This is a genomic window from Wolbachia endosymbiont of Oedothorax gibbosus, from assembly GCF_936270435.1.
Taxonomy (GTDB): Bacteria; Pseudomonadota; Alphaproteobacteria; order Rickettsiales; family Anaplasmataceae; genus Wolbachia.
The window spans coordinates 1,471,051-1,497,902 of record NZ_OW370567.1 but is presented as its reverse complement, the minus strand read 5'-3'; the positions used below and the strand labels follow the sequence as shown (position 1 = coordinate 1,497,902).

General features: G+C 35.6%; 19 protein-coding genes and 8 pseudogenes. 14 read left to right on the top strand and 13 right to left on the bottom strand.

Annotation, left to right across the window (positions count from 1 at the left end; all coding sequences use genetic code 11):
• Window positions 1-6: 6 nt before the first annotated feature.
• Window positions 7-323 (bottom strand): annotated as a pseudogene (locus tag NBW39_RS07580) (transposase); the annotation flags it as partial.
• A gap of 74 nt (window positions 324-397) precedes the next feature.
• Here NBW39_RS07580 and NBW39_RS07575 point away from each other — a divergent pair.
• Together NBW39_RS07575 and NBW39_RS07570 are read left to right on the top strand one after the other, a co-directional pair.
• Window positions 398-696, top strand: a pseudogene (locus NBW39_RS07575) (transposase); the annotation flags it as partial.
• Between the two features lie 111 nt (window positions 697-807).
• Complete coding sequence (locus NBW39_RS07570; protein WP_370273787.1) at window positions 808-1,146, top strand: helix-turn-helix domain-containing protein; 339 nt, start codon at window positions 808-810, stop codon at window positions 1,144-1,146.
• Between the two features lie 112 nt (window positions 1,147-1,258).
• Here the strand turns inward: NBW39_RS07570 and NBW39_RS07565 are convergent.
• A pseudogene (locus NBW39_RS07565) lies at window positions 1,259-2,091 on the bottom strand (transposase family protein).
• Window positions 2,092-2,199: 108 nt separating this feature from the next.
• Between NBW39_RS07565 and NBW39_RS07560 the strand changes: the two are divergent.
• Entirely contained in the window at window positions 2,200-2,751 is a 552-nt protein-coding gene (locus NBW39_RS07560) for a DUF2339 domain-containing protein (protein WP_250295085.1), read from the top strand.
• Here NBW39_RS07560 and NBW39_RS07555 read toward each other — a convergent pair.
• Complete coding sequence (locus tag NBW39_RS07555; RefSeq protein WP_250294632.1) at window positions 2,748-3,620, bottom strand: IS982 family transposase; 873 nt, start codon at window positions 3,618-3,620, stop codon at window positions 2,748-2,750. The two genes, NBW39_RS07560 and NBW39_RS07555, sit on opposite strands and share 4 nt — an antisense overlap.
• Window positions 3,621-3,722: 102 nt before the next feature.
• Between NBW39_RS07555 and NBW39_RS07550 the strand changes: the two genes are divergently transcribed.
• Window positions 3,723-3,965 (top strand): DUF2339 domain-containing protein, encoded by a 243-nt coding sequence (locus tag NBW39_RS07550; protein ID WP_250295084.1) that lies wholly within the window; start codon window positions 3,723-3,725, stop codon window positions 3,963-3,965.
• Here the strand turns inward: NBW39_RS07550 and NBW39_RS07545 are convergent.
• From NBW39_RS07545 to NBW39_RS07535, 3 genes and pseudogenes are all read right to left on the bottom strand, one after another.
• Window positions 3,952-4,341 (bottom strand): annotated as a pseudogene (locus NBW39_RS07545) (IS630 family transposase); the annotation flags it as partial. The gene NBW39_RS07550 and the pseudogene NBW39_RS07545 sit on opposite strands and share 14 nt — an antisense overlap.
• 12 nt (window positions 4,342-4,353) lie before the next feature.
• The gene (locus NBW39_RS07540) at window positions 4,354-5,226 is read right to left on the bottom strand and encodes an IS982 family transposase (protein ID WP_250294632.1); all 873 of its coding nucleotides are present in this window, start codon (window positions 5,224-5,226) and stop codon (window positions 4,354-4,356) included.
• Between the two features lie 92 nt (window positions 5,227-5,318).
• A pseudogene (locus NBW39_RS07535) lies at window positions 5,319-5,598 on the bottom strand (winged helix-turn-helix domain-containing protein); the annotation flags it as partial.
• A gap of 270 nt (window positions 5,599-5,868) precedes the next feature.
• Between NBW39_RS07535 and NBW39_RS07530 the strand changes: the two are divergent.
• Window positions 5,869-7,184 (top strand): annotated as a pseudogene (locus NBW39_RS07530) (IS110 family RNA-guided transposase).
• Here NBW39_RS07530 and NBW39_RS09045 read toward each other — a convergent pair.
• Entirely contained in the window at window positions 7,126-7,464 is a 339-nt protein-coding gene (locus NBW39_RS09045; RefSeq protein ID WP_370273785.1) for a helix-turn-helix domain-containing protein, read from the bottom strand. The pseudogene NBW39_RS07530 and the gene NBW39_RS09045 overlap by 59 nt on opposite strands.
• On the opposite strand from NBW39_RS09045, the gene NBW39_RS07525 reads away from it, so the two are divergent.
• Window positions 7,413-9,167 (top strand): DUF2339 domain-containing protein, encoded by a 1,755-nt coding sequence (locus NBW39_RS07525; RefSeq protein ID WP_370273634.1) that lies wholly within the window; start codon window positions 7,413-7,415, stop codon window positions 9,165-9,167. The genes NBW39_RS09045 and NBW39_RS07525 overlap by 52 nt on opposite strands.
• 4 nt (window positions 9,168-9,171) lie before the next feature.
• Here NBW39_RS07525 and NBW39_RS09255 read toward each other — a convergent pair.
• The 4 genes and pseudogenes from NBW39_RS09255 to NBW39_RS07500 all read right to left on the bottom strand — a co-directional run bounded on the left by NBW39_RS09255 (window position 9,172) and on the right by NBW39_RS07500 (window position 14,555).
• Window positions 9,172-10,050 (bottom strand): annotated as a pseudogene (locus tag NBW39_RS09255) (IS5 family transposase).
• A 647-nt stretch (window positions 10,051-10,697) separates the two neighbouring features.
• Window positions 10,698-11,810, bottom strand: a complete 1,113-nt coding sequence (gene mnmA, locus NBW39_RS07510) for a tRNA 2-thiouridine(34) synthase MnmA (protein WP_250295081.1) — start codon at window positions 11,808-11,810, stop codon at window positions 10,698-10,700.
• A 228-nt stretch (window positions 11,811-12,038) separates the two neighbouring features.
• Window positions 12,039-13,115 carry a rod shape-determining protein gene (locus NBW39_RS07505; protein WP_250295080.1) on the bottom strand — a complete coding sequence of 359 codons (1,077 nt, stop codon included), beginning with the start codon at window positions 13,113-13,115 and terminating at the stop codon, window positions 12,039-12,041.
• A 21-nt stretch (window positions 13,116-13,136) separates the two neighbouring features.
• A complete protein-coding gene (locus NBW39_RS07500) occupies window positions 13,137-14,555 on the bottom strand; it encodes a gluzincin family metallopeptidase (protein WP_250295079.1) in 1,419 nt (472 codons plus the stop codon).
• 277 nt (window positions 14,556-14,832) lie between these two features.
• Here NBW39_RS07500 and NBW39_RS07495 point away from each other — a divergent pair, with 277 nt between their 5' ends.
• The 6 genes from NBW39_RS07495 to NBW39_RS07470 all read left to right on the top strand — a co-directional run bounded on the left by NBW39_RS07495 (window position 14,833) and on the right by NBW39_RS07470 (window position 22,678).
• Entirely contained in the window at window positions 14,833-15,312 is a 480-nt protein-coding gene (locus NBW39_RS07495; RefSeq protein ID WP_250295078.1) for an OmpA family protein, read from the top strand.
• A gap of 158 nt (window positions 15,313-15,470) precedes the next feature.
• Window positions 15,471-16,769 (top strand): tRNA lysidine(34) synthetase TilS, encoded by a 1,299-nt coding sequence (gene tilS / locus NBW39_RS07490; protein WP_250295077.1) that lies wholly within the window; start codon window positions 15,471-15,473, stop codon window positions 16,767-16,769.
• A 27-nt stretch (window positions 16,770-16,796) separates the two neighbouring features.
• Window positions 16,797-18,707: an AAA family ATPase gene (locus tag NBW39_RS07485; RefSeq protein WP_250295076.1), complete on the top strand. Its 1,911-nt coding sequence runs from the start codon at window positions 16,797-16,799 to the stop codon at window positions 18,705-18,707.
• Between the two features lie 125 nt (window positions 18,708-18,832).
• Window positions 18,833-20,665, top strand: a complete 1,833-nt coding sequence (gene ftsH / locus NBW39_RS07480) for an ATP-dependent zinc metalloprotease FtsH (protein WP_250295075.1) — start codon at window positions 18,833-18,835, stop codon at window positions 20,663-20,665.
• A gap of 654 nt (window positions 20,666-21,319) precedes the next feature.
• Entirely contained in the window at window positions 21,320-22,192 is an 873-nt protein-coding gene (locus NBW39_RS07475) for an IS982 family transposase (protein WP_250294632.1), read from the top strand.
• 129 nt (window positions 22,193-22,321) lie between these two features.
• The gene (locus tag NBW39_RS07470; protein ID WP_250295074.1) at window positions 22,322-22,678 is read left to right on the top strand and encodes a hypothetical protein; all 357 of its coding nucleotides are present in this window, start codon (window positions 22,322-22,324) and stop codon (window positions 22,676-22,678) included.
• Window positions 22,679-22,684: 6 nt separating this feature from the next.
• Here NBW39_RS07470 and tmk read toward each other — a convergent pair whose 3' ends face one another.
• Window positions 22,685-23,275: a dTMP kinase gene (gene tmk, locus NBW39_RS07465; RefSeq protein WP_250295073.1), complete on the bottom strand. Its 591-nt coding sequence runs from the start codon at window positions 23,273-23,275 to the stop codon at window positions 22,685-22,687.
• 108 nt (window positions 23,276-23,383) lie between these two features.
• On the opposite strand from tmk, the gene NBW39_RS07460 reads away from it, so the two are divergent.
• A complete protein-coding gene (locus NBW39_RS07460; protein ID WP_250295072.1) occupies window positions 23,384-23,956 on the top strand; it encodes a thioredoxin family protein in 573 nt (190 codons plus the stop codon).
• A 5-nt stretch (window positions 23,957-23,961) separates the two neighbouring features.
• The gene (locus tag NBW39_RS07455; protein ID WP_250295071.1) at window positions 23,962-25,680 is read left to right on the top strand and encodes a monovalent cation:proton antiporter-2 (CPA2) family protein; all 1,719 of its coding nucleotides are present in this window, start codon (window positions 23,962-23,964) and stop codon (window positions 25,678-25,680) included.
• 79 nt (window positions 25,681-25,759) lie between these two features.
• On the opposite strand, the pseudogene NBW39_RS07450 reads toward NBW39_RS07455, so the two are convergent.
• Window positions 25,760-26,811: pseudogene (locus NBW39_RS07450) on the bottom strand (IS481 family transposase).
• Window positions 26,812-26,852 lie beyond the last annotated feature (41 nt).

Below are 26,852 nucleotides of genomic sequence, written 5' to 3'. Positions count from 1 at the left end.
TATAGCTTAATCCACAAAGGTAGAGACATTTTTAAGGATAAAGTAAACAGCATTAGCAAACATGTGAGATATTTTTCGAATATTGTGCTTAATTTTAAACCAATAGTGCTCAATAGGGTTGAGCTCAGGTGAGTAGGTTGAAAACTTTACATCCTACTGACTCTATTAAAGTTTTCACTTTTGGCGTTTTATGAAAATTGATATTATCTAAAACAACCTGCCCGCAAATTCTTAATCAAAATTTGCTCAACATAGCTTTCAAAAACAGCTTTTTCACAGTTTCCTTCAAATATCAAAGGTGCAAGAATTTGGTTATCTGCAATCTGACCTTACCCAGAAAAAGTGGAGAGAAAGAAAGGAGTTTTTTCGGGTAAAATAAAATTTTGGAGGATTAGAAATGGCAAGAGAATATACGGCAGAATTCAAATTGGAAGCTGTTAAGCTGGCAAATGAACAAAGAAAGGCAGGTCAACCAGTTGCAAAAGTAGCAAGAGATTTAGGAATAAGGGATAGTGTATTAGGAAAATGGATGAAGAAATATAACGAAAAAAAGTCAGCGGCAAATGCATTTCCAGATGTAGCACCTTATGACAAAGAGAGATTTGATTTACAGAAAGAGTTAGCAAAAGTAACAAGAGAAAGAGACATTTAAAAAAAAGCCCTGGCCAGTCAAAAAGAATAAAATGTTTTTTTATATAGTAATACCAATTCCTAAAAATAAATAGACGAATAAAGAAAAATTATCAAAATAGAATAATTTAAGAATTAGTGAGGAGTTATGGCAGCAAGCAATAGGAGAAGAATTATATAATAAGAGTAAGCTGGAATTACGGCATAAGAGGAGAGATAGGAAGAAGATTACAGGCAATAATATCTGCAAAAGAATATGGAATAACAAAAGTTGCTCAAATATACCGAATTACTAGAACTACACTGATGAAGTGGATTACAAGATTTAAGGAAGGAGGAGTCGATGCGTTTAAAATACAACCAGGACGTGGAGTAAAGCCGAAGTTAAGCTACAAGCAGCAAGAAGAAATTAAAAATGTCATAGCAGAAGAAGGAGCCAACCTAACGGCTAAGAAATTAAAGATCATAATTGAGAAAAGGAAATGTTCAAAAAAGTGTGTCAAACCGCATTTTTAGTTCAACTCAATTTTCAATCTATCTGGAAAGAAAATATCAAGTTGAGACATAAGACCTGCTGCAAATCAAGAAGTAAGAAAAAGGGGAGTAGGAAGGCTAAAATCAAGGTTAACTAAAAGGCATGCTTAAGATTTATAATGCCAGCAATAATATTAAATCTCAAGTTGTATTTCTTCTGAAAATTACGGTAAACATGTGACATAATCTTAAATATTTTTATTTCGCGAATCTTATTTTCTACTCTCATTCTAAATGATGCTAACCTTCTGTTATGTTCCTTCTGCTCTGGAGTCAATGACTTTTTACGGTACTTTTTATACGGAATTACAACATTGCTCTGCAATTTTTGCCAGCCTTGATACCCAGAATCAGCGTATTTTATACTATTTCTTGGCAAAAATTTTCCTGTTTTCTTATCCGAAAGTCATGAATTTTGCCGCGATGTGACCTTGACACTGACAAAATTTTTCCATTCTCCTCAACAACAATTTCAGTTTTCATAGTGTTGGTTCTTTTTTTTCCTGAATATGATTTCTTCCGTTTTTTACTATCTTCTGGCCTCTGTGTTTGCTGTTCTGTAACATCAGCCAGAATCTTTAGTATTTTTTCTGGTGTCATACTTCTATCTTTTGTTATAGTAACTTTTTTGGCAAGTAATGGCTCTATTTTCTTCAGTAACCTACATACATTTGCGTTGTGCACATTGAACAGGCACCCTAAAAATCTATGTGTTATGTAAGTGCGATAGTACAAAATTACGCAAAATAACTTGTCTTCCAGAGTTGGTAGTTGTGATCTTCTACCATGGCACTTTTTCTGTTTTTCAAGTTTTTCCCACTCAGACTTCACTTTTTCTACCACCTTTTCGAACTCCTCTATAGTTAAACCTGTTATATTACGAAAGTTTCTTGGGTGTTTCTTCATGTTATAGTAACTAAAGCTCATTTTTTTACCTTACTCAATCTGCTTATTCTTCTTTTACCTCTCTCACATCATTTTTTCAATCACCTTTTGCAGCAGGTCTACAGTCAAATTCGTGGTTTACGTGGTGAGTTGAATAAGCTGGAAATTCGGCTACTCAAGATTTTTGCATTCTTAGAAAAAGAAGGTATGAAGCTTCCATCTGATATTCAATCTGGTCCAAATCTGTGGCAACAAACACAATACTCTAGTAACACTTCTATTTCTGATCCTATAACACCTTCAATTCCAAAATGCAATTTGATTGCCGAAGATGCAGTGCCAAAGCATTCTAAGAAACAAAGCAAAAGAATCAATTTTGAACAGCAATTTGGTATTCACCTGCCTGTTTGGATAGGCGGTGTTGCTTTAGCCTTTGCAGGTTTCTTTATGGTCAAGTATTCCATTGAAATAGGATTGCTTAGCCCGACTGTGCGTGTGATGCTTGGCCTGATGTTTGGTGGTGGATTGCTTTATACTGCAAATTGGGTACGCAACAAGCCTCAATTTGCTAACGGTACACGCATTGCCCAGGCATTATCGGGTGCAGGTATTGTTGATTTATATGTTTGCATTTTTGCAGCTGCTAATCTTTATGATTTGATACCTGACTTCATTGCCTTTATAACCCCAGTTATGGATTAACCAACGAAGTAAAGCTGAGAAATACAGGGCTTTTTCGATTGCATTGAATAAGAAATGAGGGTAGAAAAAATATGTACCAAGAAATTTACTGTGGATCTATGCCGAGTGTGCTCAAGTTCAAATTTGTTTTTTAGGCAGCCAAAAACCGTTTCAACAATCGATCTTTTCCCTAGTAAAATCTTCTCTTTCAGCGAAATCAGTGCATTTTTCATACCTTTTTTCACTTTAGTGACGAGTTTTAGACCTCTATCGAATAGTTTCTCAAAGAGCTCTTTCTTTATATAGCCCTTATCTCCAAACAAAAGTCCAGTTAGTTTTTTGGTTAGAGTTGGTACAGGTTTTCTGTCATCGACGTTACCTCTGGTTAGCGTAACACCTTGAATTTCACCTATTTCATTGATTACTACATGTAATTTAAAACCAAAAAACCAGCCGTAAGTATTCTTTCCTAACTCTGCTAATCCTTTGAAAACCTTATTTCTTGAGATTCTTTTTCGATGGCATACTGCTATTGAAGTAGAATCTATGTAGGAAATCCCGGTCATTTTTGCTTGTTCACAAAACCATTGCAAAAGTAATGCTAAATACCACAAAACTCGCGGCTTTAAGGCAATAAATCTGTGATATGAAGGCAGCTTTGAAAACTCTGATCTATAGAATAACTGAAGATAACAAAGATAAAAAGCCTTGAAGTTTTTACATGGTGATTTATGGTATAATAGGATTATGGTTAGAATTTCTGAGTGCGCTATTTCTGGTACTCTGGTTGGTTTTTTGCCGTTTGATAAGAACCTATTTGCAAAATTATCATCTACCGCACGACAAAAATCCTCGACGCAACAGTACAGTTCTGTAATATCTTTCTTCATGGGTAACCTCTTATTATTACTAAAATACTCGAGTTTACCCTGTTTCCCTCTTCTTAGTTATACTTTTATCTATTTTCTAATCCATAACTGAGGTTTATAGGAATGGCAACAGTAACAGCCACTGCAGTAGTGTTATCCATAAAGCATGGAATGCCTATTGCCTTTATAGGTTTAATTGGAGGATTTTTGACTCCTGCTATGGTCAGCTCGCAAGACCTACAAACGCCGATTTTATTGATCTATTTATACTTCGTATTTACCGGATTAATGATTGTTGCCCGCAAGCAATGTTGGTGGCCAATGGCAATACTTGATATACTTATACCAAATCTCATAAATAAGTAGGCAAATAACTCACAGAACAAATGGTTTTGATTGAACTTTCCGTAATATTACGAATGAATGCATATACAGTATCTTCCAATAAACTAACAGAGTCATATATTCTATTTTTAATGAGATTGTCTTTCAAATATTGCCATAAACGCTCTACTGGATTTAACTCTGGTGAATATGGAGGTAAATAGATTAAGGTAATATTTTGTGGTATTTTTAAACCTTTGGATCTATGCCATCCTGCACAATCCACAACAAGAAATGCCTCCCTTGTTCCTAAATATTGTGACATCTGCTCAAGGAATATATTCATACAATCAGTATTGACGTTTGGTGCGAATAAGCTAGAACTCTCTCCATTTCTAGGATTAACTGCACTATAGACCCCAGTTATGGATTAACCAACGAAGTAAAGCTGAGAAATACAGGGCTTTTTCGATTGCATTGAATAAGAAATGAGGGTAGAAAAAATATGTACCAAGAAATTTACTGTGGATCTATGCCGAGTGTGCTCAAGTTCAAATTTGTTTTTTAGGCAGCCAAAAACCGTTTCAACAATCGATCTTTTCCCTAGTAAAATCTTCTCTTTCAGCGAAATCAGTGCATTTTTCATACCTTTTTTCACTTTAGTGACGAGTTTTAGACCTCTATCGAATAGTTTCTCAAAGAGCTCTTTCTTTATATAGCCCTTATCTCCAAACAAAAGTCCAGTTAGTTTTTTGGTTAGAGTTGGTACAGGTTTTCTGTCATCGACGTTACCTCTGGTTAGCGTAACACCTTGAATTTCACCTATTTCATTGATTACTACATGTAATTTAAAACCAAAAAACCAGCCGTAAGTATTCTTTCCTAACTCTGCTAATCCTTTGAAAACCTTATTTCTTGAGATTCTTTTTCGATGGCATACTGCTATTGAAGTAGAATCTATGTAGGAAATCCCGGTCATTTTTGCTTGTTCACAAAACCATTGCAAAAGTAATGCTAAATACCACAAAACTCGCGGCTTTAAGGCAATAAATCTGTGATATGAAGGCAGCTTTGAAAACTCTGATCTATAGAATAACTGAAGATAACAAAGATAAAAAGCCTTGAAGTTTTTACATGGTGATTTATGGTATAATAGGATTATGGTTAGAATTTCTGAGTGCGCTATTTCTGGTACTCTGGTTGGTTTTTTGCCGTTTGATAAGAACCTATTTGCAAAATTATCATCTACCGCACGACAAAAATCCTCGACGCAACAGTACAGTTCTGTAATATCTTTCTTCATGGGTAACCTCTTATTATTACTAAAATACTCGAGTTTACCCTGTTTCCCTCTTCTTAGTTATACTTTTATCTATTTTCTAATCCATAACTGAGGTTATAGAGATAAAAGTTTTGCCTACCTAATTTTACCTTAACCTGTGTCCTAATGCCTTTTTTAAACCATCCGTGTCCAATCTTTGAATGTGTGCCAAACCGCGACTCATCGAAGAAAAATAGCTCTTTTTCGTGATACGTGACAATAGTTTCATTAAGATTTTTTTTTAAATTCTTCTTGTTTATTTTTATCCTGTTTATTGTGCACAGGCCTTGGAGTAATATACGAAAAACCTAACTTTTGCATCAGTCTATGTGCTGTAGACTTACTTACCTCAAGAGCCTAGAACAGACAAAATCTGTAAAATCAAAAAGAGAAACTTCCTCTGTACTTTATGTTTTTTAGATGTAGTTATATGGAGAAGCGCTTCTGCAGTTATAACCGGCAGTTTCAATGGTGCTATAAATGCCCGCTCAATAGCATGGTTTTGGGTGGAACGGTCGAATCATTGATGGAGTCCTTTTAGACTACCTCGCTTAGGAGATTGTATTATCTAACCGTTCCAAGCTGAAGCGTTTCGCTATTACAAATTATAATAAGGGAGTTACTATGAAAAAAGCAAAAAGTAAATTAGAGATAATGAACCCTGATGCGGCAGGAATAGATATTGGTTCAGCTGTACACTATGTGTGTGTACCTGAGGGAAGAGATGAACAACGCATTCAGAAATTTTGCTGCTTTACTGCAGATCTTCATAACTTGGTACAGTGGTTAAAAAAGTGTAAAGTTACGACCGTAGCGATGGAATCAACAGTGGATTCCTTTATTTCAAATACTTGAGTCATATGGACTTGAGGTAAAGTTGGTGAATGCACGGCACGTAAAGAATGTAGCTGGTAGGAAGTCTGACGTTCAAGATTGCCAATGGCTTCAACAATTGCATAGCTACGGGTTGCTTCAAGGATCATTTAGGCCAGATAATCAGATGTGTGTATTGCGCAGTTACGTGCGTCAACGTAAAAATCTCACTGAAAGTGCATCTACACATGTTCTGCGCATGCAGAAGGCATTAATTCAAATGAATATTCAATTATACAAAGTTATTAGCAATATTACTGGAGTGACTGGTATGAAAATCATTAAGGCTATAATTGAAGGAGAAAGAGATCCTGAGAAATTGGCTGAATTCAGGGATGCACGAATAAAAAATGATCGATCTACTATTGCAAAAGCATTGACGGGTGACTATAGAGAGGAACATCTATTCGCGCTAAAGCAAGAATTTGAACTGTATAATATTTATCAAGAAAAAATAGCAGAATGTGATAGGAATATCGAAGCCTATTATAAAACTTTTGATACAAAATCTGGTGAAAGTAAGCAGCCGAGTAAGGGAAAGAATAGCAAAAACAAGCCAGACTTTGCTTTACATGAGGAACTGTATCGAATAACTGGTATGGATTTCACTAAAGTTCCAGGGTTTGATGTATTAAGTATACAAACCCTAATTTCAGAAGTCGGTATAAAGCATAATAAATGGCCAACAGAAAAGCACTTTTCGTCATGGTTGGGCTGCTAATAAAATTACAGGGGAAAAAGTGTTTAACACAAGAAAGCGTAAGGTTGTAAGTAGAGCTGCAAATGCCTTACGAATGGCTGCTTATGCTGTAGGAAAAAGTAAAAGTGCATTAGGCGCGTACTACAGAAGATTGAAAAAACGATTAGGAGCACCAAAAGCAATAACAGCTACTGCAAGAAAAATGGCATGTATATTTTATAGTATGCTTAAATACGGACAGGAATATGTAGAAAAAGGAATGGAATATTATGAAACACGCTATAAAGATAGAACTGTAAAAAATTTGGTTAAAAAAGCTCGGGAATTTGGTTACGTATTAGTTCAACAAGAAGAGTTAGTTGAGTGAGTTTCTTAGGAGAAAACATTTTCTCAATTATGATCTTTAATTTCTTAGCCGTTAGGTTGGCTCCTTCTTCTGCTATGACATTTTTAATTTCTTCTTGCTGCTTGTAGCTCAACTTCGGCTTTACTCCACGTCCTGGTTGTATTTTAAACGCATTGACTCCTCCTTCCTTAAATCTTGTAATCCACTTCATCAGTGTAGTTCTAGTAATTCGGTATATTTGAGCAACTTTTGTTATTCCATATTCTTTTGCAGATATTATTGCCTGTAATCTTCTTCCTATCTCTCCTCTTATGCCGTAATTCCAGCTTACTCTTATTATATAATTCTTCTCCTATTGCTTGCTGCCATAACTCCTCATTAATTCTTAAATTATTCTATTTTAGAAACTTTTCTTTATTCGTCTATTTATTTTTAGGAATTGGTATTAGTACATTCTTGTGGATTTGCTGTTGGTTCTTTGGTGGCAATTTTATTCCAGGAGATACTATCTGGCTCGGCTTATTTTTAATTGCAGTAAGTGCAACGGTAGTTATTACTTCAAAACAACAATATAATCGAGATAATACTGATCTGTTTAAGATAACATCCATACTCAATTATCTGACACTTAGTGGTGCATTGACATTTACTGGAATAATTACTGCTCATGTAGGATTCGGGTTAATGGAATGGGGACTGTTTTACTTGCTATCATTGGGTGGAATTGGGCTCGTATACTTCGATCAAAGGCTTTATGGTCTTGTGCCATGGTTATCAATGGCAGTAAATGCTGTGATGCTGATGGTGTGGAACACTCATGATATTAATGCTTTTGCTTTAACTATTAGTGTGTTTGGTACCTTATATATTGCCTGTGGCTATTTACTACAATCCCGTAGCGAGAAACCTCTAATTTGGGCTGGTCTTATTGCAGCCACAAGTATCGGCTACTATTTTCTTGGTTACTACAAGTTGCAAAACACAGTATTAGTATCTGATATTGCGCTTTTTTGGGGTATTCTTGCGCTTGCATTTGGTGGTTTCAGTACATATGTGTTACAGAATATTCTCAGAGCAGTACCAGAAAATTACCCCAAAAAACAGCACTTGATGGCAATTTATGCAGCAATGAGTACTGCCTTTTTATCAACAGCGCTGACCATCGAACTACCACGCGAGTTCCTATCAGTAGCTTTTGCAGCGCAGCTTTTTGCAACTACGTGGATAAATACCAAGATAAAAGTCAAGGCACTAAGATATATCATAGGTATCCTAGCTTGTGTGTTTGGGTTTCTTTTGATTCCACAAATCCTACTGTTAACTCAGCTGACTGTGTATAGCCTAGTGGAGGCTAAGCTTGCTATACAAAATGGTATTCCTATTGTGGATTGGCCAATATTTCAGCTTGGTTTGCCTGCACTATTTTTTATGATGGGAAGTTACCTACTACGTCAGCAGAAAGATGATAAACTTGTACATTTGCTTGAAATTTCAGCTATCGCGCTCATTGGTGTAATGGGATATTACCTTATTCGTCATACCTTTCATATCAATGAAAGCGTTTTATTTGTGAAAGCAGGCTTTATTGAACGCGGTGTTATTACCAATATTCTGTTCGTTTATGGATTAGTATGTTTATGGATTGGCAAGCACTTTGTAAGACAAGCTGTATCGCTTAGTGGTCTTGCACTTTCTAGCATTGCGATCTTTCGCATCAACTACTTTGATTTTATTATTTATAACCCACTTTGGTCATTACAAACTATCGGTAAGTTGCCTATACTCAATGCTCTATTACTTACTTATGGCTTGCCAATTCTGTGGACTTGGAAAGCTACACTTGAGTTGTTGCATATGGGTAAAGCAAAATGGAGTCAGTATGGCTGTGGTTTTGCTCTGTTGCTTTCCTTTGTGCTGATATCACTGAATGTACGTCAAATATTTCAAGGCACATATCTGAATGGATACGGAATGGCTTTGTTGCATCGCACCTTATACTGGTAGTAATTTACGATAAATTCATGTAGCCATTTCGCATACCAATGTCAGTGAATTTATTGAGCAAATAACACTTGAGTCGCAGTTCCTTCTCACGATTAACCTCAGATTTGTTCCGAAAACTAAACCAGAATGTTTGTTTCAGTCGCGAGAAAAAACCTTCTACATAAGATCTTTTCCCATAATTTACTTTCTTTTTCCATTCTTTCACGCCATCTTCACCGTATAATTTTATTAATCTAATAGCAGCATTTCTGTCAGACATATAATCTATTTCTGGATGTTCTGCCGCATTGTTTATTGGTGGAATTTTTGCCTTTATATCATATTCGTTACACAATTTATAAAACTTGTGCCTATCATATGCCCTATCTGCATATAGTGCTTTTATGGCATGAACTTCTTTAAGCAAATCACAAGCTCCATAGTGATCAGACCGTTACTGTATTTTACAGCTATATATTCAACATTACATGCAATTTTCTATAGCTGCGATACTTTCTATCTTCGCTATTTTCCTTCAGGAGTGTTGTTGTATATCTGTACTGTCTATAGCAATTTCGATATCTTCCATGTTATTTTCTGCAATCATTTATCTTAATATTAAGTTTCTTTTGATGCTTGTGAATAGCTGCAAATCTCTTCCTATTTGTTGCAAATATCCTTTTATAAATCCGACTGTTTGTCTTAAACCAATTCTAAAGAGACTGGTGATTATATGCACCAAAATTACAACTTTATCACTATAAATATAGTTGCCGCCCTGCATTTTTGGACAATTCTCGTACCAATTTTCTATAGCGTCATTGATATAACAAAAAATGCTTCCTCTTTCTTGGAGAAATTTGTTATATTCGCTATGGTTACTGACTCTCATTTTTTGTGGCATATTTTTTCTTCAAAGGTTAAATGGCTATTTTATAATGAATTTTGTCAGTAACTGCCAGATTTTTTCGGTTGCTATGCAACAAAGCCATCCCAGACTGGGATGACAAAAAAAGGAGCGCTGGAATGACACCTCTCTTGGGCTCTTTTAGCCACAAATATTAAGAAATTTACCAAACGAAAAAAAAGGCAAAAGAAGCCCTGGTCATTGTCTATTTTCAGTACTTGGCGTTTTTTAAGTCTTAAACACTGCAATTTAGCTGCTTTTAAGTGCAACTAACCTTAGCTAAAATGTTTAAGAAATTTACTAAGCAGAAAAAAAGGCAAAAGAAACCCCGTGGTAATTAGTGTTCACTCTCTAATCCTGCAAATCGGCGTACTATACTGTCTTAAACAGCGCGTTTCAGCTTATATAGCTAGCAATACTGTGAAGACATAAGGTGCACATAGTGCAAAAAATTAAAAATAAGACGCCAACTACGTTGTTTTCTTGCTGTTTAATCTGCACAGATGAAGATAACTGAATACCTTCAGTATCATGATAAGGGGGTTGAAGGAGTTTGTAAAGGGATTTTTTTGTTTCTATTCCCAATGTTATATGGTTATGCAAGAAGTTTATTGTACGTTTACACTCTGCATTAAAGCCTTTAGTTAAGAGCATATCCATCCTCCACCGATAACTTGTTCACCTTTATATGCCACGCAGGCTTGACCTGGACTGATGCCAAAGTAATCGTCGTTTAAAATGACACAGGCTTTATTTTTTTCGTCAGTTGAATGTATTGTTGCTAAACTTCCCGCATGTGATGATCTCAGCTTCACAGTTACTTCCATACCTTCGTTTGGTTGTTCTAACCAATTTAACTCTTTGATCAATATTTTTTTTTGCATTAATGCGTTGATCGGACCTACTATAACCTCATTATTCTCTGTATTAATTTTTATTACGTAAAGAGGTTCATTGTGTGCGATGCCCAAGCCTTTTCTTTGTCCTACTGTAAAATTTACTATGCCACTGTGCTCACCTAGCACTTTTCCATTTACATCCACAATTTTGCCTTTCTGTACGGATTGTGGAGCTAATTTAGCTATTGTTTTACTATAGCTTTCGGAAACAAAGCATATATCTTGACTGTCCGGCTTTTCAGAAATTTGTAAGCTAAAATATTTTGCTAATTTTCTTATATCACTTTTATAGAACCCACCTAGTGGAAATCGCAAAAGCTTCAACTGCTCCTTTGTTGTAGCAAACAAAAAATAACTTTGATCTTTACTTTTATCAATGCTTCTGCACAACTTTACCTCACCATTTTTTTCTAATCTCCTCACGTAATGTCCTGTAACTAGCACATCAGCACCAAGATCTTTCGTAACTTGCAATAGATCACGAAATTTTACCGTTTGGTTACATTTTACGCATGGTATGGGAGTTTCCCCACGCATATAGGTACTCGCAAAATCCTCTATTACTTCCTTTTTGAATATTTCCTCGTAGTTTAAAATATAGTGAGGAAAGCCAACACTTTCAGCTACACGCTTAGCGTCGTAAATATCCTGTCCAGCACAACATGCGCCCTTTCTTGCGTTAGCATTACCGTCGGTGCCATAGAGTTGAAGAGTTACACCTATCACCTGGTACCCAAAGTTATATAGCAGTGCTGCAGCAACGGAGCTATCAACTCCCCCGGACATTGCAACAATAGCCTTGGTCTGGTGCGGAGCTTTATCTTTTAACAAAGGTTCAATTTCAAATTCTTTTAGCATATAATTTATAAACACAAACTTGGTGTTAAACGCTGGAATCTAGTTTCTATTACACAATTTCATCGAAACAGCATACTTATTTATAGTCAAATTCCAGTGTCACGCTACTTGGATGACACCCTTTTCTGCTAGAAGTTGCCTTCAAATTACTTGGTGCGTGACACTGGGATCTCATTTATATTACATAATTCCATCAAAACAATTCGATAAACTACCTTCAAAAACAATTTAATCTTGCTTGAATAAAACATGGCCAAAATAATCCATGTTTTCAAGCACTTTACCGCTACCTAGCGCAACACAACACAGTGGGTCATCTGCAACACGGACTGGTAATTTTGTTGTTTCACTGATAACTTTGCCTAAGTTACGCAATAATCCGCCGCCACCGGATAAAATTATTCCTCTATCGACTATATCGGAAGAAAGTTCAGGCGGAGTGCTCTCCAGTGCAGTCCTAATAGCAGAAATTATCTGATGTACAGGCTCTATTAAACTCTCTGCAACTTGGTATTCTGATAAAAGCATTTCTTTTGGCATGCCACTCACTAAATCCCTGCCTTTAATTATCATTCCCTCTTTGTTATTTTCACCTGGCAGATTGGCTGAACCTATGCTTTTTTTAATTTTTTCGGCAGTTGTTTCACCGATTAATAACTTATGATTTTCACGAATATATGATTTTATTGCTTCATCCATAATATCGCCACCTACTCTGGCAGAACGTGAATAAACAATTCCGCCTAAAGAAATAATTGCAACTTCAGTTGTACCTCCTCCTATATCAACAATCATAGAACCTTCAGGTTCAGTAACCGGGAGGCCAGCTCCGATTGCTGCAGCCATTGGTTCTTCAATTAAAAATACTTCATTTGCACCAGCACTTTCTGCTGCATCTTGTATAGCACGCCTTTCAACTGGAGTGGATCCAGATGGGACGCATATGATAATATTAGGTTTATTAACAGTGAATTTTGTGTTCGCACTGCGTATGAAATATTTTAGCATTTCTTCCGCACTTTTAAAATCAGCAATAACTCCATCCTTTAAGGGCCTTATCGCCTCTATTTCTCCAGGCGTTTTTCCAAGCATCATTTTAGCTTTTTTACCAAAAGCATAAGGAACGTAGCTTCCTTTTTCTTTTATTCTTGCTACAACTGAAGGTTCATCAAGCACTATTCCCTGATTTTTCTGATAAACTAAAGTGTTTGCAGTACCAAGGTCTATGGCAATATCGCTAGCAAACAAACCTTTGAAAGTAAAAAGGCTATAAAACTTTCCGGTCAATTTTCGAACAAAATTCATACATAACTCAAGAAAACCATTTTATTGAGACAAATTATACTTTTCAGATAGGTAGTAAGTAACACACTCAACGTCTAAACCTTTACCTGTTACTTTTTTTAGCAGTTCCAAAAGGCTATACTTTGCACTGTATACATTTTGAGATAACCAACTGATAAGTAAACTAAAATCTCCTTTTATTATAGCACTTAATGATTCGTAATGATTCTTTTTAACGCAAGAGAAAATCTGCACAGCAGCAATTAAAGCAATAATTTTTATAGGAAAGTAGCCCATAACACCGCTTGCCCAATATTCATCTTGAAAATAAGTGTCCAGCTCATTTTTGGCTTTTACTGGAATTTTATAATGCTTCATACCTTCAAGCCATGCATCATGCAGATCTTTGATTTCTAACGTACCATTTATTAGATCTTGTTCTAACTTGGTTCTTAGCATAATGTGAGCCAATAAACTAAATTCATCTGCGTTCTTTAAAGAAGGGGAAAGGTTTATTTCATTGAAAACCAAGTGCAAATTTTCAACACTGCTATTAGTTTTGCCTTTTATAGCAAATTTCTCTTTTATGTGTGGTTGAATGAACTCAATAAATTCTCTGGATGTTCCAATCATCCTTTCCATGAATAACCCTTGAGCCTCATACATAACATGTCTCGTAATTGGGCTACTTATAGAATTTTGCGCTAAACATTTTTGATAAATTGCATAACCACTATGCCGTAAAAGTGAAAATAAACCATAACAAAAATCAGATTCATCATAATCTATAGGGTAGTAATAAGAAGTACGAATCTCATTTAGTGCAATACCCATTTGCTGTAAACATAATGAGCCAAGTTCAATCTGTTTCTGAGTAGCAACTTTTTGTATATTAGCAACCTTATCCTTTTTCTGCTTTTCAATTATTTTATCCACATTTTCGCTAAAAAATTTGCCTACCTTGGGGAATATTTCCCTTATATTCTTTTCTGTGATATCAGAGTCATAGCCAGCAAGCAGTGAGTCGTATTTTGAGCATTTTAATTGCTGCGATTTTATAGAAGTTACTTCACGAATGAGTTTGATTAAATCAGCAAAACGTTCTTTTAGCTTTTCTAAGTTACTGGTTTCAGAATGAGATAGCTTCCATAAATTTTGGCATTCAACCTTAGCTTTGGATAAAGACTTTACTAAATCAATAGGAACAGCACTGTTGCTTTTATGTATTCTCTCTATTAACTTTAGCTGCTGAGTATTTGCACTTTTTTTGTTACCAAGAGCATCTGCTAATGATTCCTTTATTACGTCATGAGAGATAATTTCATGTCTGATTTCTTCTAGAAGACCCATTTGTTCAACTTTGTCCTCTGCATTCAATTGGCTTTGGTTTAGTATTTTTAGCGTATTTTCGATATTCTTTACCCTATATAATACTTCCTCTAAAAACTTATAAGATTTCATATTTGTTCATTATTTTAGAAAACATCTGTTTAATACCGTAATAGATTAATAATAAAGTTAAAAGTATATTTGCTTAAAGTACAATAAAAAATTGCACATTTTATTCCTTTATTGGATTTTTTTACTCAGAGTCCAGCATATTATAAGAAAATTAATTGTAAGGTTGTAGAAAAAGTATTTAGTATTTTATTTCTCTTGACTATATTACAATATGGAGAGATTATTAACTACTGAAATTAAAGTTACGCACTATTTTAAAATTTATGGAGGTTTAGTAATGTGGAGTAGACTGGTTATAATGTGCTGTTTTTGTTTGCTACTTACTGGTGTAAGTTCTTGCCCAAAAAAAGGAGCAAATACAACAAATAAAATGCATTCTGTTGTTAAGCAGATAGGTGATAAAAGAGTTTTCTTTGGTTATGATGAATCTAGTATTACTGAAGTAAGTGCAGATGCATTACTTGACGTAATGGAGGTGTTACAAGATAACCCTGACGCAAAGGTTACTTTAACTGGTCATACTGACAACCGTGGTTCTCATGATTATAATCTTGCGCTAGGCGCTAAAAGGGCAGATGCAGCTAAAAAATTTATGGTTAGTTGTACACCCTACATAGAAAACAGAATAAAAACTGCTTCTAAGGGTGAAACTGAGCCTTTAGTTAATGTAAAAGATGATTCTAGAAATTCTAAATACGAAAAAGAGCATGCTAAAAATCGTAGAGTGGAATTTTCATTTTCTGGAATAAAGAAATAGATTAAAACCTGGATCCCAGTGTCAAGCACTGGGATGACATAAAGAAAGGGCACTGGGATGACAAAAGAGAGCAATTCCGCTGCTTATTAGCAGAATCTATATATATCGCAAATAAGTCGCAGTATGATGTAGAGACTATCTGGCCATCAAGAGACATAATGGAATTAGAGTCATTATTTCAAAATATAGCTAATAGCTTTGCTTTCCATAATCAAATTGCAGTTGCAGTATCAGGTGGTGTAGATAGTACAGTCTTACTGCACTTAATGACCAACTGGGCAAAAAAAAACAAGCTTTCACTTCCTATAGCATTAACAGTAAATCATGGATTACGTTCAGAGTCTCAAAAAGAAGCTGATTTTGTTATAAGTTATGCAAAAGAACTTGGAGTAAAGGAATCGTTCATATTAAATTGGGAAAAGCAAAACATTAAAGGTAATATTCAGTTACAGGCACGAAAAGCACGGTATAAGTTACTAGCAGAGTGGTGTAAAAACAATAATGTTAAATGTTTGCTCGTCGCTCATCACAAAGATGATCAAGCAGAAACGTTCTTATTAAGATTAGAGCGAGGTAGTGGCGTAGATGGATTATCATCAATGGACTACAAGTCTTTCCTAAATGGTATTTATATATTTAGGCCATTGTTAAATTTTAGTCGTAGTGAAATAGAAAAGTACGCTAAGCTTCACCGGTTAAAATGGATTGAAGATAGAAGCAACTATAACTTAAAATACAGGCGAACTTTATACCGTAACTTACTTAAAGCAAGTGACAATCAAGAGATTTTAACAGAGCGAATATGCCTCACAGCCCTTCATATGAAAAGAGCTGCAAAAGCGTTGATGCACTACACACGCCTTGCATTTAATGACTGTGTTAATGTTCATTATCTTGGTTATATTGAAATTAAACTAAGTGAATTTTATCAATTGCCAGAGGAAATAGCTTTGAGAATTCTTCTTTACTCTATAATGGCAATTGCTAGTAAACATTATAAACCAAGGTACAACAGCCTTATCGTAATATTTAATAAAATATTGCAAAAGGATAGTAATGTTAACTGCACACTTTCTGGGTGCAAAATAAGAAAATATGGAGAAAATATCTTAATAATTAGAGAATCGTCAAAGATACAGAAAAGTACTGTAAGCTTGCCATTAAACGATCCTATTGAATGGGATAACAGATTTAGCTGCACAATACTTGGAAATCAAGAGTGTTCAGTTATCATTGCTCCATTAAAAAAAACACAAAAAGTTCCTGAATTTCTGAAGGATTACAACTGCTGCCCTGAAGTTTTCTATTCTTTGCCTGTAGTGCTAAAAGATGGAAAGGTGCTTGCTTATCCTTATGTAAGTCATGATGGAAAAGACATCAATAGTAATAAGGTTCAATTCATTATTAGTTGCATAATACAAAAAAGACTTGTATTATCGATATGTTATGATCAATGATGAAAATTTATCTTAGTGAGGTATTATATGAAGATAACTTGGCGAGGGTTTTTTAAATTTGTTTTGCTGTGTCTAGCAATCACCGCTTTTATTTACCTTATTTATCTTACGTGGCCTAGCATTAAAGCTACTGCTGCCACTATATCTTTCATGCCTATAGTTATAAAATCTGCCGTAGTAACTTGTGCAGTGGCAGGTACTGCAACTGCACTTCTTGTGTTTGGAGCAATATGTGTCGGTGTTTATGAGCTAATGAAATCACCTAAAGTAAAAAATGTACCTGAACAGAGAGATGTAACCGAGCAAAAAGTAACACTTGATGACGTTATAGCAACAGATGAAGTAAAAAAAGAGCTACAGGTGATTTGTAATAATCTGTCAAAAGAAGGGAGAGAAAAATTAAAAAAACTAAACGTTACTGGAAAAATAACTTACATTTTACATGGCCCACCAGGCAATGGTAAGGCCTTAATAGCTGAAGCAATTGCAACTAAAACTAATTTGCCATTTTTAAGCATTAGTGGGCGTGAGCTTTCCATAAGTTATTTTAGTGAGTATGATAATCTTTTAAAAGACGCAAAGAAAAAGCCTCGTTGTATAGTCTTTATAGATGGAATAGATGCTAGTACACGATACGATAAAGAGACTCAGCTCACACGATTAGAGGAATTGTCTAAGTTGAAGTCTGATGTAACATTAATTGTTTCAGCTAAAAGTGTAGATGCTTTAGATCAGCAATTGGTTGAGCGCAGTTATTACCTTGGGAAAATTCACATTCCTCAACCAGACGAGAACCTACGCAAGCAGACATTAGATACACATCTAAAGGGAAGAGTAGAACAAGGTGTAAGTTTGGAAGAAATTATAAACAAAACTGAAGGGTTTTCATTAGGTATGTTGCATAGCTTAGTAAATACAGTAAAATTTAACGCCGCATCCCATATAGGAAGAACGGACGTGGAAACCTATGTTACCGAAGATGATCTTGAAGGTGCATTAGAAAAACTTACCAACAAAAACAACAATACCCCTACAAAATCAGATAGGATAGAAGAAGTAACACTTGATGATATTATATTGCAAGACGATATAAAACAACAAGTAAGAGAGTTTTGTGAGTTTCAATCGGACAAGGATAAACAAATAAATAACGAGCTAAAAATTAAGGAGAATGCAGCATTACTCTTGTACGGTCCGCCGGGAACTGGTAAAACTATGATTGCTAAAGTAATTGCAACTGAAACTAAAGTGTCATTTAAAGGTGTTTCCGCATCTGCGTTTGTTGATCAGTACGTTGGTAGCGGTGCAAAAAGTATACGTGAACTTTTTGAGGATGCAAGGAGAAGTGCTCCCTGTATAGTTTTTATAGATGAGTTTGATGCTATTGGTAAAGATCGTCGTGATCATACAGGTAGTGGTGCTCAAGTATATATAGAAGCTTTGGAGCAGTTATTAACCGAGTTGGATGGACTTGAGTCTAATGAAGGTGTGAAAGTGATTGCTGCAACTAATTATCTGGAGGTTTTAGACCCAGCACTGCGTGACCGTTTTACAAGAATTGAGGTTAATTTACCAGGTGAGGCCCAACGCAAGGAAATATTGGAGAAAAATATAAAAGATGTGAAAAAATCATCGGATGTAGACTTAGAGAGCATCGCGCAGCAAACTAAAAATTTTTCAGGAAGAAGGTTATCTATTTTAGTAGATTCTGCAAAACGCAATGCTAGGAATCGTATCAAAAGAAGCGAAGAAAGCACAATAGAAATTACTATGGGTGATTTTACAAAACCACTTGAAGAGATTCAAAAAGAAACTGAGAAAGAAAGGGAGCAGGAAAAGGCTAGAAAACAACAGGCAAATGATAATGTTATCCCTCTTATTATGCAAGCTAACACTCAACAACTACAAAATCAAGCTGTCAAGGAACTTACCTCTTGAAACTGGCTTATCCTCATACAAATTATAATGGGGAAAATGCCAATGACGATGAGATACAATGCATTACTAATAGCGTAATAAAACAAAATCTGGTAAGCTTAATTGATATCTAGTTAAAAGTAACGATGAAAAAATTTTTAGAAGGCTTATTGATCTGGTTAGTAATTATTGTTCTTATTTCAGTTGCTTATATTCAGTTCAGCGGAAATATAGGTAGCAGTAAAACAATCATACCTTTTTCGGAATTTTTAACTAGACTAGAAGAAAATGATGTAGAAAATATTGTCATAAAAAACCAGAATATTGAGGGCAAGTTTAGGGATGGTTCAAGTTTCAACTCAAGCGGTGTTATATATAGCGATCTAATAAAAAATTTACATGATAGAAAAGTGAGATTCTCCTTTTCAACTGGAGATTCTGCCATAAACGTAATTGGTGGATTACTTATCTCATGGGTCCCAACATTTATCTTTATTGGCTTTTTGCTATTCTTTCTTAAACAAACACAAGCGGGGGGCAACAGAACTATAAGCTTTGGCAAGTCAAGGGCTAGACTCATGACTAGTGGAAAAAAAGTAACATTTGATGATGTTGCCGGAATTGATGAAGCAAAAGAAGAGCTAGTAGAAATCGTTGATTTCCTTAAACAAAGGCAAAAATTTCAAATATTAGGTGGAAAAATACCAAAAGGGTGCCTTTTAATTGGCTCTCCTGGAACTGGTAAAACTTTACTTGCTCGTGCAATTGCAGGTGAAGCTAATGTGCCATTTTTTAGTATTTCTGGATCTGATTTTGTTGAAATGTTTGTAGGTGTTGGTGCAAGTCGTGTTCGTGATATGTTTGATCAAGGCAAGAAAAATGCTCCTTGTATAATTTTTATAGATGAAATAGATGCGGTGGGTAGACATCGTGGCATTGGCCTTGGTGGCGGCAACGACGAAAGAGAGCAAACATTAAATCAGTTATTAGTTGAGATGGATGGCTTTGAATCTAATGAGGGCGTAATAATAATTGCTGCGACTAACCGTCCGGATGTCTTAGATCCAGCACTGCTTAGGCCTGGTCGTTTTGACCGGCAGATTACTATTTCCTTACCCGATATAAATGGACGTGAGAAAATATTAAATACTCATATAAAGAAAATATCAATGGCCCCTGATGTAAATGTGAAAACAGTTGCAAGAGGAACACCGGGTTTTTCAGGTGCTGATCTAGCAAATTTGGTGAATGAATCTGCGCTTATTGCTGCAAGAAGAAACAAGAAGATTGTTACTATGGACGATTTCGAATATGCACGTGATAAAGTGATGATGGGCGTAGAAAGGCGATCTCTCATTATGACAGAAGAGGAAAAGAGACTGACTGCATACCATGAAGCTGGTCATGCGGTGATTGCTGTTAATATGCCTGCTTCTGATCCTATACACAAGGCAACAATTATTCCACGCGGTAGGGCACTCGGTTTAGTTATGAGACTACCAGAGACAGATAGAGTGTCCCTCACAAGAGAAAAGATGCTAGCAGATATAACTGTTGCAATGGGTGGACGTGTGGCAGAAGAGCTAATTTTTGGCTACGATAAAGTCACAAGCGGCGCATCTTCAGATATAAAACTAGCATCAGATTTATCACGTTCCATGGTAACAAAATGGGGAATGAGTGACAAAATAGGCCCGATCTATCACAATCGCGAACAAAATATGCATGGTTCTGAGATAATTTCTGAAGATACGTTAAAACTTATAGATGAAGAAGTGAAGAAAGTTGTGTCTTCTTGCTATGAAAAAGCAAAAGACATTTTGACCAAGCATAAGAAAGGCTTAGATCTTATTGCTGAAAATCTACTGGAGTTTGAAACTTTAACAGGAGATGAAATAAAGGATATACTAAACGGAAAAAAAATTGTCAGAGAGGAAAATGAGAAGAATGAGAAAGTAAAAAAATCCTCTCTCTATTAAATTTGGCCTTGTTTAACTGCTAAATGAAAGTTTTTAGTTGCAGCAATGGCGTCATCAGGTAGCTATCTGACTCACAGAAACGTAGCTAAAATTCCTTGACAAACTCCGCCAGCCCCCTTATCATGAGACTGAAGATATTCAGTTATCTTCAATCTGTGCAGATTAAACGACAACAGTATTACGTGATTGGCGTCTTATTTTTAATTTTTTGCACTATGTGCACCTTATGTCTTCACAACATTTCTGGGTTTTCAAGCTGAAACGCGCTGTTTAAGACAGTATAGTACGCCGATTTGCAGGATTAGAGAGTGACAACTAGCTAACACGGGATATCTTTTGCCTTTTTTTCTGCTTAGTAAATTTCTTAAACATTTAAACTAAGGTGAGTTGCATTTAAAAGCAGCTAAATTGCAGTGTTTAAGACTTAAAAAAACGCCAATACTGAAAATAGACGATGACCAGGGCTTCTTTTGCCTTTTTTTTTATTTGGTAAATTTCTTAAATATTTATGGCTAAAGATTGCACGAATGTTGCAATTACAAAAGCGATCTCTACTAAGAACCTCAGTTATGGATTAGAAAATAGATAAAAGTATAACTAAGAAGAGGGAAACAGGGTAAACTCGAGTATTTTAGTAATAATAAGAGGTTACCCATGAAGAAAGATATTACAGAACTGTACTGTTGCGTCGAGGATTTTTGTCGTGCGGTAGATGATAATTTTGCAAATAGGTTCTTATCAAACGGCAAAAAACCAACCAGAGTACCAGAAATAGCGCACTCAGAAATTCTAACCATAATCCTATTATACCATAAATCACCATGTAAAAACTTCAAGGCTTTTTATCTTTGTTATCTTCAGTTATTCTATAGATCAGAGTTTTCAAAGCTGCCTTCATATCACAGATTTATTGCCTTAAAGCCGCGAGTTTTGTGGTATTTAGCATTACTTTTGCAATGGTTTTGTGAACAAGCAAAAATGACCGGGATTTCCTACATAGATTCTACTTCAATAGCAGTATGCCATCGAAAAAGAATCTCAAGAAATAAGGTTTTCAAAGGATTAGCAGAGTTAGGAAAGAATACTTACGGCTGGTTTTTTGGTTTTAAATTACATGTAGTAATCAATGAAATAGGTGAAATTCAAGGTGTTACGCTAACCAGAGGTAACGTCGATGACAGAAAACCTGTACCAACTCTAACCAAAAAACTAACTGGACTTTTGTTTGGAGATAAGGGCTATATAAAGAAAGAGCTCTTTGAGAAACTATTCGATAGAGGTCTAAAACTCGTCACTAAAGTGAAAAAAGGTATGAAAAATGCACTGATTTCGCTGAAAGAGAAGATTTTACTAGGGAAAAGATCGATTGTTGAAACGGTTTTTGGCTGCCTAAAAAACAAATTTGAACTTGAGCACACTCGGCATAGATCCACAGTAAATTTCTTGGTACATATTTTTTCTACCCTCATTTCTTATTCAATGCAATCGAAAAAGCCCTGTATTTCTCAGCTTTACTTCGTTGGTTAATCCATAACTGGGGTTAAGAGGGTGTCATTCCAGCGCTCCTTTTTTTGTCATCCCAGTGCGTGACACTGGGATCCAGTTTTCCATATAATCTCATCGAAAATGTTGTAACCACTTTCTGTGCTAGTTTGCTTGCTTACAAGCAAACTTTCCTGGATCCCAGTGTCTGGGCACTGGGATGACAGGAGAAGGAAGCATTGGGATGACAGGAGAAGGGGCTACTCGGATGACAGGAGAAGGGGCTACTCGGATGACAGGAGAAGGGGCTACTCGGATGACAGGAGAAGGGGCTACTCGGATGACAGGAGAAGGGGCTACTCGGATGACAGAAGAAGGGGCTACTCGGATGACAGAAGAAGGGGCTACTCGGATGACAGGAGAAGGGGCTACTCGGATGACAGAAGAATGGGACGACAGGAACGGAGTGTGAAGGACTTAAATCACAATTATCAGCTGTTACAAAAAACGCCAAAAATAATTGCCTTTTAGTTTGGGTTATGTAAGAAGTCTAATAATTTCATTGTGTACTTGATTATCATTTTTTGTTTCAATTTCAGTGATAACATGGCACCTATCGGGCTCTTTTATGGCTATTTCCTGAAATCCTTTTCTGACCTTATTATAAAAATTAACATCCATTTCTTCATATTTATTTCTATCTTTTGCTCTGCTGAGCCCAACTTTAACATCAATATCTAGAATAAATGTAATATCTGGATATCTAACTCCAGCCAACCTGTGCAAATCTTCTATTAGCTCTAAATCAACTCCAAACCCATATCCTTGGTATGCAATAGTTGAATCAATAAACCGATCACAAATCACTATTTTTCCTTCTGCAAGAGCTGGTAATATTAATTTTTTCATATGTTCGTGCCTCATCGAGATAAGCAGCAAGAGTTCAGAAATAGGATCAATATTATTCGTTAACAACACTCCTCTTATCTTTTCTGCAAAATCAGTGCCGCCTGGTTCTCGAGTCAATACTACGCTATTTTCACCGCGAATTTGCTTAAAATGATTTGCAAGTAGCTTAGATTGTGTTGTTTTACCAGAGCCGTCTATTCCTTCGAAAGTTATGAACATAAGTTTTATAATTATAATATTAAAAAAGAATATGCAAACAGTATACATAGAAACCGTTTGACATTTAAATAACAAGACCGTAAATTATATATGGTATAATAATATTCTATGGTTGCTCTGAATACTCCTGAAGTCGATTTTAGTTTTACTGCAAAAGATTTTAATCTTTTGGGAGTAGACAATAAATACTATACATTAAGTGACTGTTGTGGAAAAAATGGTCTTATTGTAATATTTATATGCAATCACTGTCCTTACGTTCAGTCAATTATTAGCAATCTGGTAAGCGATGTTGATCAATTGAGAAAAGATTATCAGGTAAACACCGTTGCAATAATGCCAAATGATGTAAATGAATATCCGGAAGATTCCTTTGAAAATATGATTAATTTTGCCAAGGAAAATAAGTTTACATTTCCATATTTAATTGATAGTACACAGAAAATAGCTAAAGAATACGGGGCTGTTTGCACTCCTGACTTTTTTGGCTTTAATTCCAATTTAAACCTTTGCTATCGTGGACGTTTTAACGACACAAAAAAAGAAAAGGTTCAAAGCTATGAAGTAGGAAGTAGTGACTTATTTCAAGCTATGAAATTTATTGCAGAAACTGGTAATTCTCCAACTGACCAAAAATCAAGTATTGGCTGCTCAATTAAATGGTCTAATTCTACAGGTTAAATATCATGCACAGTGGCTCTCAGCATTTGTTTGATATTATAATTTTACTTTCTGCTGCTGTGTTTATAGTCATAGCGTTCTGGAAAATGAATATTAGTCCAGTGCTCGGTTACTTCGTTGCAGGTGCAGTTATTGGTTCTCATGGATTTAATCTGATACACTCAGCTGAAGCAATGGATAATCTTGCAGAATTTGGTGTAGTTTTCCTATTATTCATTATAGGCCTTGAATTGACATTTGAACGCCTGATCGCTATGCGTATTCATGTATTTGGGTTCGGTTCTCTTCAAGTTATAGTTACCATGGTAGCAATATGGTGCATCGCTCTTGCTTTCGGAGTGAATACGAATATAGCAACAGTTATTGGTGGTGGGCTTGCGCTATCCTCAACAGCAATAGTGTTGCAGGTTCTGCAAGAAAAAGGTTCTCAAGCAACTCAGGTTGGTAGGTTGTCAATAGCAGTACTATTAATGCAAGATTTTGCAGTGGTACCATTAATAGTATTGGTACCTTTACTTGCTGGTAATTCTGAGCACAGCCTGATAAGCTCATTGGCAGGTTCATTGGTGCAAGCAGCTATTGCATTAGTGCTGATATTTATAACTGGTAGATTATTGCTTAGACCTTTATTTTCGGTTATTGCTAAAATGGAAAGTAATGAGATCTTTATATCAACAACGCTTTTAATAGTATTAGGAGCAGCATTTATTACTGAGCAATTTCATTTATCGTTGGCGTTAGGTGCATTTGTTGCTGGATTGTTAGTTGCAGAAACAGAATATAGACACTCAGTAGAACACGCAGTATTGCCATTTAAAGATTTGTTTCTTGGCTTATTTTTCATGACTGTTGGTATGTCTATCAATACCGAACTTTTACTCAATAAGTTACCACTAATTACTTTATTATCGATTATCCTTATCGTTTTAAAAACATCTATCATATATATATTGTGTAGATTTTTTGGGTTTAAGAGTGCACCTGCTATACAAGCTGGGTTACTGCTTTCACAAGGCGGTGAATTTGCGTTTATTTTATTTCGCTTAGCAGATGAGCTAAATGTGCTACCAAGTGAAATCGCTCAAGTGCTTATGATGGTAACTACAGTAACCATGGCTTTCACTCCTCTTTTATCAGGGCTTGGAGATTGGATAGCAAACTCATTTAGCACTGAGAAAACAATATTAGATGATGAAGCTGTTGAAACAGATACACAAGATCTTTATAACCATGTAATAGTTGCTGGATTTGGTAGAGTGGGATATATGGTAACAAAAATGCTTACTGCAGAGCATTTAAGTTACGTTGTTGTAGATATTCAATCAAAAATAGTCAAAGAAGGAAAAAGTGATAGTTTTCCTATATATCTTGGAGATGTTACAAGATGTGAAATTTTAAAATCGGTAGGAATAGAAAGAGCTCAAGCTCTCGTTATTTCAATAAAGAATGAAGTTACTATAAAAAAAATTGTTTCTTTAGTTGCCGCAAATTTTCCGCATGTAAATATTGTAATACGCTTACCAGATCTGAGTAATGTGGAGGTTTATAGAGATCTAGGAGCTAGTAAAATTATTCCTGAAACATCTGAGATAGGATTGCAGTTAGGTGGAGCTGCACTGAGCCTCAGTGGTATTAGCGAAAGTGGAATTACGTCTTTAAAAAGTAGATTTAGAAAAGGCAATTATAGTATGTTAAAAGACCTTGGTAGTGATAAAGATGAATGACGTATCTGTTCAGGCAATGGCGTCAACTTAAGAGCATACATTAGATGTAATAGTTTAGACTTGATCTGACAGGCGTGAATTAACTGACAGAAGAATTGACAAAGTCAAAACCAAAATCAGCATCCTGTTTAATGCTATCAATATTTTTCTGATAAGCAATATGCATACTATCAAAAAAGGTTTGCATAGGATAGCAATATTTACCTGAATGCGGTCTAGATCTATTGTAAGAATGCACCCAATGGTCTACATCTAACTGAAGTTCTGCCAAAGAGGTGTAAATTTTCTTTCTAAAGATAATATTGATCTTGCATAGTTCTGTGGAACCTTTCACATATGCCATTAGTCTGTGGAGAACGAGCTTTGGTTCGAGAATGATCAATATTTTCTACCCCCAAATACAGCTGGTAAGCGTGATTTTCCGGTCTGCCACAATACTCTGTACCACGATCCGTCAAAACGCGTAGTAATGATACTTTCTGTTCATCAAAAAACGGTATTACCCTATCATTAAGAAGATCTGCACCTGTGATAGCAGTCCTTTCTGTGTAAAGCTTAGCAAAAGCAACTCTAGAATAGGTATCAACAAAGGTTTGCTGGTAAATTCTTCCAATACCTTTGATATTACCCACATAATAACTGTCTTGGCTACCCAAGTATCCTGGATGCTCTGTTTCAATTTCTCCATGGGCCTCTTTTTCTTCCTTAGCCTTCTCTAGAGCTGTTATCTGCTCTTCTGTTAAAATGCTGAGCTACTTTTGCTTCTAATGCCTTTAACCTCTTTTTGAAATTTTCAAGATTGTTTCTTTGCCACACTGATCTTATTCCACTTGCAGAGATGAGAATTCCTCTCTTCGTTTGCTGCTCTTTCTTGTCCATATGCTGGAAATTCTATTGCTATTTCAATTACTGCTTTTTCTATATCCTCCGATACTCTATTTGCATATAATGGCTTGCTTTTCGCTCTTCTCCTCCTGTTTCATACAGTTCTTTGAAGCGGTAAAATGTATCCCTTGAATATCCCATTACCTTACACGCCTGTGATACATTTCCTAATTGCTTTGCAAGTTCTAGCAATCCCAACTTTGGTTTTAGTATTTTTTCTTGTGTTGCCTGACACTCCTTTAAAATTTGTTCATATTTTTATCTTACTTTGTTTGCCTGTCAGATCA